Source organism: Bifidobacterium tissieri (assembly GCF_002259645.1).
In the GTDB taxonomy this organism is placed as follows: Bacteria; Actinomycetota; Actinomycetes; order Actinomycetales; family Bifidobacteriaceae; genus Galliscardovia; species Galliscardovia tissieri.
Genome location: NZ_MWWV01000013.1, coordinates 24,558 through 30,827 on the forward strand (window position 1 = coordinate 24,558; position 6,270 = coordinate 30,827).

Here is a 6,270-nt window from a genome sequence, read left to right on the forward strand (position 1 = left end):
TCGACGATAACGCAACACGGAACATAAGGACACACAACGAAGGGAACAACCATGAAAGCCGCACAGGTCAACAGGTATCTCAAGGATGCCGGCAAGGCCATCGACAACATTTCGGTCAACGAGATCGGCACGCCGTCGGTCGGAGAGCACGATGTGCGCATCCGGGTGAAGGCCGCCGGCGTCAACCCGCTGGACATCCTCACCATCATCGGCAGCATCAAGATGGTCCAGGATTACGCCATGCCGCTCACTTTGGGCAACGAATGCGCGGGCATGGTGGAACGGATCGGCTCGGCGGTTCGGGATTTCCATCCCGGTGACCGGGTGATGGCGCGACTGCCGTTCGACCGCATTGGCTCGTTCGCCGAATTCGCCGTCGCACCGGCCGACGCGGTGGCGCCGTTGCCGTACGGCTTCGATTTCGCCGAGGCGGCCGCCATTCCGCTCTCCGGACTGACCGCATGGCAGGCGCTTGACGAGCTCGGCGCCAAGTCAGGCCAGAGCGTGCTCATTCCCGGCGGGTCGGGCGGACTCGGACGCATGCTGGTCCCACTCGCCAAGGCGCGGAATCTGACGGTCATCGTCACCGGCAATGCGCGGTCCCGCGAGGAGATCCTCGCCCTCGGCGCCGACCGGTACCTCGACTACCGCAGGGAGCATTACTGGGAGGCCGGTCTCGAGGTCGATCACGTGATCGACGCGATCGGTCCGGCCGAGTTCGACCACGAACTGTCCGTCATGAGGCCCGGCGGAGTGCTGGTGAGCCTGCGCGGCATGCCGAACAAGGCATTCACCGAGCGGGCCGGCATAACGGGCGCCAAGCGGCTGATGTTCTCCCTGTTCAGCGCGTCGTACGATCGCAAGGCGCGTGCGAAGGACGTGACCTACCGATTCATGATGGTCCAGGCCAACGGCGAACAGCTGCGTAAGGTCGCGGACATCATCCGGCAGGGCGGCGCGCCGACCATCGACCCGAACGAGTTCCGTTTGGACGACGTGCGCGATGCCCTGCGGCTGGTGAACGACGGACATCCCGCCGGCAAGGTCGTCATCCGGATATGATGTTTCTTGACGTCGGAAGACGCTGTTGATTCGCCGCGCGCCGTGTTTCGGCGGCGCGCGGCGAATCGGCGAAACGGAGGAACCGTGAATCATGCGACGGGAGGTTCCCCTCGCAGCAGCAGATTGCGGATGGGGCATACGTTGATGCCGTGATCGATGTATGGGCTGTCGATTCGCATGGCAACCGTGCGGTTCGTTTCCGGAACGTTCAGCAATGTGCCAACCGATCGTAGATGCCTTGCGAACCTGTCATGGTACATGCGCCCGGATTTGATCTCGATGAGTTCCGGCTTGGTTTGGGAATGCGTGCAGTCGATGAGATCTACCTCGATTTTGCTGTCGTCGCGGTAGAAGTACAATTCGGGGGTTTTCAACGCGTTGTAGTATCTCTTGACGGTTTCTGATATTACGAGGTTCTCGATAATTTCCCCAAAGAGCGGATGTTCCTGAAGGTCCTGTACGGTTTCGATGCGCAGCAGGTAACAGAGCAGGCCGGTGTCGTGGAAGTACAGCTTCGGTGTTTTGGTCAGCCGTTTGTTCAGATTGCCGAAATATGGCGGCAGGCTGAACGTGATGTAGCTTGATTCGAGGATCGACATCCATGATTTGACAGTGCGGTAGGTGGCGCCGAGCTCATTGGCGAGGGAGGTGGCTTTGATCAGTCCTCCGACGTGCTGGGCGCAGAGGCGGAGAAACGTGCGGAACGTGGTGAGATTGCGTACGTCGAGATAGTCGGTGACGTCGCGTTCGATATAGCTGTTGAGATAGCTTTCGAAGAAGATGCTGCGCGGTATGTGTGCGGCATGCAGATGAGGGTAGCCGCCGTCGAGGATGAACTCCTCGATTGTGAGCTCGGGGTGTGCTGTGAGCGCTTCCGCATACGAAAGCGGCAGCAGTTTCAACACGCCGACCCTGCCGGCCAGCGATTGCTTGATTTGCTTGAGCAGAAGGAAGTTTTGCGAGCCTGACAGGATGAATTGGCCGGGTTGTTTCGTCTCGTCGGAAACCACCTGTAGCACGGAGAACAGGTCCGGTGCGTATTGCGCCTCGTCGATGATCAGATGTGTGGAACGATTCCTGACGAAGCTGATCGGGTCGACGTTTGCTTGGTTGCGCAGTTCGAGATCTTCCAGATTGAGATATGTATAATCCGCGAAAGCGTTTTTGACGAGCGTTGACTTCCCGCTTTGACGTGGGCCGGTTACGGAGACGATCGGAAACCAAGTGGCGGAGCGCTGCGCCTGCTCGGTGAGCAGTCTTGGAATCATGGGTGGCTCCTTGCCTACAATCTGCGACCAGAACTTTGCTTTACTTTTTACCATAACATTGCTCTATATAATACCATAACATTGCTGTAGTCGATGCCAAAAGTCTGCTTAAGTGTTTGCTGCGTCTCTGCAGGACGTCCGATGGGACGGCTTATGGCGCGGTTTGACGAAGTGCGCGCTCGCGCCGTATCGCAGCGGGCATCGGACAGATTGGCGGCGCCAGGCGAATCGTGGATAAGATGTCATGCGGCTCATGCGGTGATGCCGCCACGGTCAGTCGTGTAGGTTGTGCTTGCGCGAGATCGCCGCTACGGCGGTGGTTGTGATCGCGATGACGAGCGCGGCGATGAGGAAGCTGGCGAGCATCGAGGATTCGTAGGCCTTGGCGGCCACGGTTCTCAGCGTCTCTGCGGCCTGCTCCGTGAGCCGCTGCGCCTGTTGGAAATCGAGATTGACCGACCCGGCCGAGGTGAGGTGGCCCGGGTTCATGCCGGCCGCGGCTGCGCTCGCGTCGGACTGGAATCGCGTGGCGTACATGCCTCCCGAGATACTGCCGAAGATTCCCGCGCCGATGATCGAGCCGAACTGGCGGAACACGGTGAGCAGGCTGGATCCGGAGCCGCTGTGCTCGGCGGGCATGGTGGACATCGCCCAGGTGAGTATGGCCGGCTGGCCTGCGCTAAGGCCTAGTCCTGCCACTGCCTGACCGGTGATCAGGAGGATCCAGCCCACGACGGTGTCACCTAGGAAGGCTCCGCCACCCATCGCGGCCATGCCGGCCGCCAGCATGATCAGGGATAGGAGTGATGCTCCGCGGTATCCGATCCAGGATGTGGCTTGGCCGTTGCACAGGGAGCCGACGATGGAGGCCACCACCAGCGGCATGGGTAGCAGGCCTCCGACGAACGCGCCGTGGCTCGTCACCGTCTCCAGATAGGCGGACATGATGAAGATGATGCCGTACATGGAGAAGTTCAGCATGAGCAGCGCGGGCACATTGGCCGCGAACGATGGGTTGCGCATCAAGGACAGCTTCATCAGTGGATTGCTGGCGTGGTGGTCCCAGGCCACGAATCCCACGATCAGGGCGGCTCCGGCGAGCATTGGAATCCATGCGGACGGCGCGGCAATCGGATGCGGTGATGATTCTGGCCAAATTCAGCATCGGTGCAAGCTGGCTTGATGCCGACAGTCATGAACTGTATAGGCGTACGGTATTGAGTGAACGTCCGAGCATCGCCATGGCCGTGGACAACGCCCGCGAACGGGGGTATCCTGCGAACTGCCGGACAGTCTGATGCACATGCCAGGAGATCTGGGACGTTCCGCCATCATCCGCAACATGCAACCGCTCGCGGATGACGACATCGTCGCCGTCGTGGATGAACTGTTTCTGCCGCTGGTCCATTATTACGAGCAGCGGTTTCGCTCTACGGGGCGCGAAACCGGAGACATCCGTGAATCAGCGCGGATTCGGTAGCTGCGCTCTGTATGAGGAACGTCATAAAGAGCATCGGGAAGTGTATGGGAATCGTGCGGAGATTCCCGAGAAGGGGAGGACAGGAAACAGGTTTCCGTTTTTGCATTGTGGCGTTTCGCTGAAATCGACGGTCAGCATCGAGAACAACGTGGAATCGACACCGACCTCGAATTGAACCGTTACCGGTCCTATCTCATCTCCTTCTCAACGCCGTCCAACGCGTACCCACGCGACGTACGTCAAGATTCGGGCCGAACAATGCGCCAAGTCGTTCCGATGTCAATCCGTCCTCAAGTGCACCGGTGAAGATCACCGAGCCGGGCAACGGATTGCCCTCCAACGTGGAATAGATCTGCGGATGGCGCTCGCAATAGCCGTCGTAACGCGCGCGATCGATTCGGCCCATCAGGGCGATGTGATCGAATCCGTCTGGAATCTCTTCCAGCTGATGCGTCACGATCACGATCGTGCGATCGTCGTCCGCAGTGCCTACTTTTCCGAGTTCGCGCATGATAAGTTCTCGACCACCCAGATCGAGTCCGGTCGTCGGCTCGTCGAGAATCAGCAGATCGGCGTCGGCGAGCAACGCCCGGCAGATCAGTACGCGCGTTCGCTCGCCTTCGGACAGGCGTGTCATCTGCTTGCCGGCCAGATAGTCGATGCCGAACCGTTCCATGATGTCCATGGCACGATCGATCTCGTCCTGGGTATGATCTCGCCACGTGTTGCCGAACTGTCCGCGCATGATGTCCATCACCACGTTGAGTGGATCCTCGATCGGGCTGATCTCCCTGCCGAACGATGCCGAGGCGAGTGCGATGCGACGACGATGCCGCTGTATATCGGAACCGCCCACGGTCCGCGAACCCAGTACCGTCATGTGCCCGACGTTGGGAAACATGCGCATGGCCATCATGGATACGAGTGTGGATTTGCCGATGCCGTTCGGTCCGAACAGCACCCAGCGCTGCCCGCGGGGAATGTCAAGGTTCACGTCGGCGAGAATGAGCCTCTGCTGCCGGTAGAAACCCAGTGATTCCGCGTGGACTGTATATTCCTGTTCCGTGCGGGCGTCGGAGCTCATCGTTGTTCCTTTCCTTGTCCGTTGATGACAACGCAAACGACGATGGCGTTGACTGCGGTTGCGCCGGTGTTTGCGGTTCGTCGTCGTTGATCGTTCCCTCATCGCATCGGAATTATTGCCGTGGATGCACTGTTTCCGATGGACCGTGTGGCATCAAAGCGGCGACAGGAACAGCATAGGCCAAGATCGGCCGAGTGCGTTGATGGGATTTGCACCGATGAGACGGCCTTGCCCTTGTGGCTGCGGTGATGGATGATGGTGATGGGTGATAGTCGTCGAAGAACGGCCACGCGGCGACTTTGAGAGAAACGGATGAAAAGTCTGTCGTCGCGTGACCGAGTGATATCGGTGACGGGAACCAACCGTCGCCATCATCATACATCAAATATGTACGATCGTACACATTGTGTTGCGTCAATGGCGCGGTGAGCGAAAGCCACGATGCGCTGGTGTCGGTCTGCTTGCCTGAACTGTCGGTGAATGCGCTATGTCAAAGAGCGGAAAGGTTGGTGTACGGGGGATAGGCAGGGCATTTTTCGTAATATTCCTCGATAAACTTGTTGTAGACGTGTTTTGTAAGCGGTTTTCGACACGCCGAGCGAAGCTTGTGTTTTCAACGGTTTCGTTCCGCTTCATCATGCCCGATTTGCGATGGCTCGGACATTCCTGTACATTAACTTTCTGTTGCCCAGCACGACAACATCTGGTACGCCGGATGCTCTGTTGGTGTGGTGGTGGTTTGAGAACTCAAGAGCGTGTTTTGTACTACTAAGTTTTGATTGCCAGTCCGGCTGCTGCTTCCGCCTGTGTGGTGGGAGTGCCTGAAAGGGTTTGATTGTGGCCGGGTTTTTGGAAGGATTGTGCGAGCATGTGGCTGGTTGGCTGTCGCGGGGTTTCCTGTGGTGGTTGCTGGTTGTGTGTTTTGTCTGTCTTTTTCTTTTCTTTTTTTCGAGTCATTGTTTTGGCTCTTCATGAAGGTTTTTTTGTGGAGGGTTTGATTCTGGCTCAGGACGAACGCTGGCGGCGTGCTTAACACATGCAAGTCGAACGGGATCCATCAAGCTTGCTTGGTGGTGAGAGTGGCGAACGGGTGAGTAATGCGTGACCAACCTGCCCTGTACTCTGGAATAGCTCCTGGAAACGGGTGGTAATGCCGGATGCTCCACATGGGTGCATGCCTGTGTGGGAAAGGGTTTACCGGTATGGGATGGGGTCGCGTCCTATCAGCTTGACGGCGGGGTAATGGCCCACCGTGGCTTTGACGGGTAGCCGGCCTGAGAGGGCGACCGGCCACATTGGGACTGAGATACGGCCCAGACTCCTACGGGAGGCAGCAGTGGGGAATATTGCACAATGGGGGGAACCCTGATGCAGCG

General features: G+C 58.5%; 5 protein-coding genes and 1 rRNA gene. 2 read left to right on the forward strand and 4 right to left on the reverse strand.

The window, feature by feature from the left end; all coding sequences use genetic code 11:
* Positions 1-51: 51 nt before the first annotated feature.
* On the forward strand, positions 52-1,062 hold the full coding sequence (locus BTIS_RS08940; protein WP_094664690.1) for an NADP-dependent oxidoreductase: 1,011 nt from the start codon (positions 52-54) through the stop codon (positions 1,060-1,062).
* An 89-nt stretch (positions 1,063-1,151) separates the two neighbouring features.
* On the opposite strand, the gene BTIS_RS08945 is transcribed toward BTIS_RS08940, so the two are convergent.
* The 4 genes from BTIS_RS08945 to BTIS_RS11885 all read right to left on the reverse strand — a co-directional run bounded on the left by BTIS_RS08945 (position 1,152) and on the right by BTIS_RS11885 (position 5,851).
* Positions 1,152-2,330, reverse strand: a complete 1,179-nt coding sequence (locus BTIS_RS08945; protein ID WP_094664692.1) for an ATP-binding protein — start codon at positions 2,328-2,330, stop codon at positions 1,152-1,154.
* A gap of 273 nt (positions 2,331-2,603) precedes the next feature.
* The gene (locus BTIS_RS08950) at positions 2,604-3,434 is read right to left on the reverse strand and encodes an MFS transporter (RefSeq protein WP_094664694.1); all 831 of its coding nucleotides are present in this window, start codon (positions 3,432-3,434) and stop codon (positions 2,604-2,606) included.
* Positions 3,435-4,003: 569 nt separating this feature from the next.
* Positions 4,004-4,894 (reverse strand): ATP-binding cassette domain-containing protein, encoded by an 891-nt coding sequence (locus BTIS_RS08960; RefSeq protein ID WP_094664698.1) that lies wholly within the window; start codon positions 4,892-4,894, stop codon positions 4,004-4,006.
* A 768-nt stretch (positions 4,895-5,662) separates the two neighbouring features.
* On the reverse strand, positions 5,663-5,851 hold the full coding sequence (locus tag BTIS_RS11885; protein WP_158216886.1) for a hypothetical protein: 189 nt from the start codon (positions 5,849-5,851) through the stop codon (positions 5,663-5,665).
* A 25-nt stretch (positions 5,852-5,876) separates the two neighbouring features.
* On the opposite strand from BTIS_RS11885, the gene BTIS_RS08965 reads away from it, so the two are divergent.
* A 16S ribosomal RNA gene (locus BTIS_RS08965) occupies positions 5,877-6,270 on the forward strand; the annotation flags it as partial.

Bases quoted from the DNA above. Each gene is read 5' to 3' on its own strand.
- BTIS_RS08940 (WP_094664690.1), top strand. From the start codon at position 52: ATGAAAGCCGCACAGGTCAACAGGTATCTCAAGGATGCCGGCAAGGCC.
- BTIS_RS08950 (WP_094664694.1), bottom strand. From the start codon at position 3,434: ATGCTCGCCGGAGCCGCCCTGATCGTGGGATTCGTGGCCTGGGACCAC.
- BTIS_RS11885 (WP_158216886.1), bottom strand. From the start codon at position 5,851: ATGACTCGAAAAAAAGAAAAGAAAAAGACAGACAAAACACACAACCAG.
- BTIS_RS08960 (WP_094664698.1), bottom strand. From the start codon at position 4,894: ATGAGCTCCGACGCCCGCACGGAACAGGAATATACAGTCCACGCGGAA.
- BTIS_RS08945 (WP_094664692.1), bottom strand. From the start codon at position 2,330: ATGATTCCAAGACTGCTCACCGAGCAGGCGCAGCGCTCCGCCACTTGG.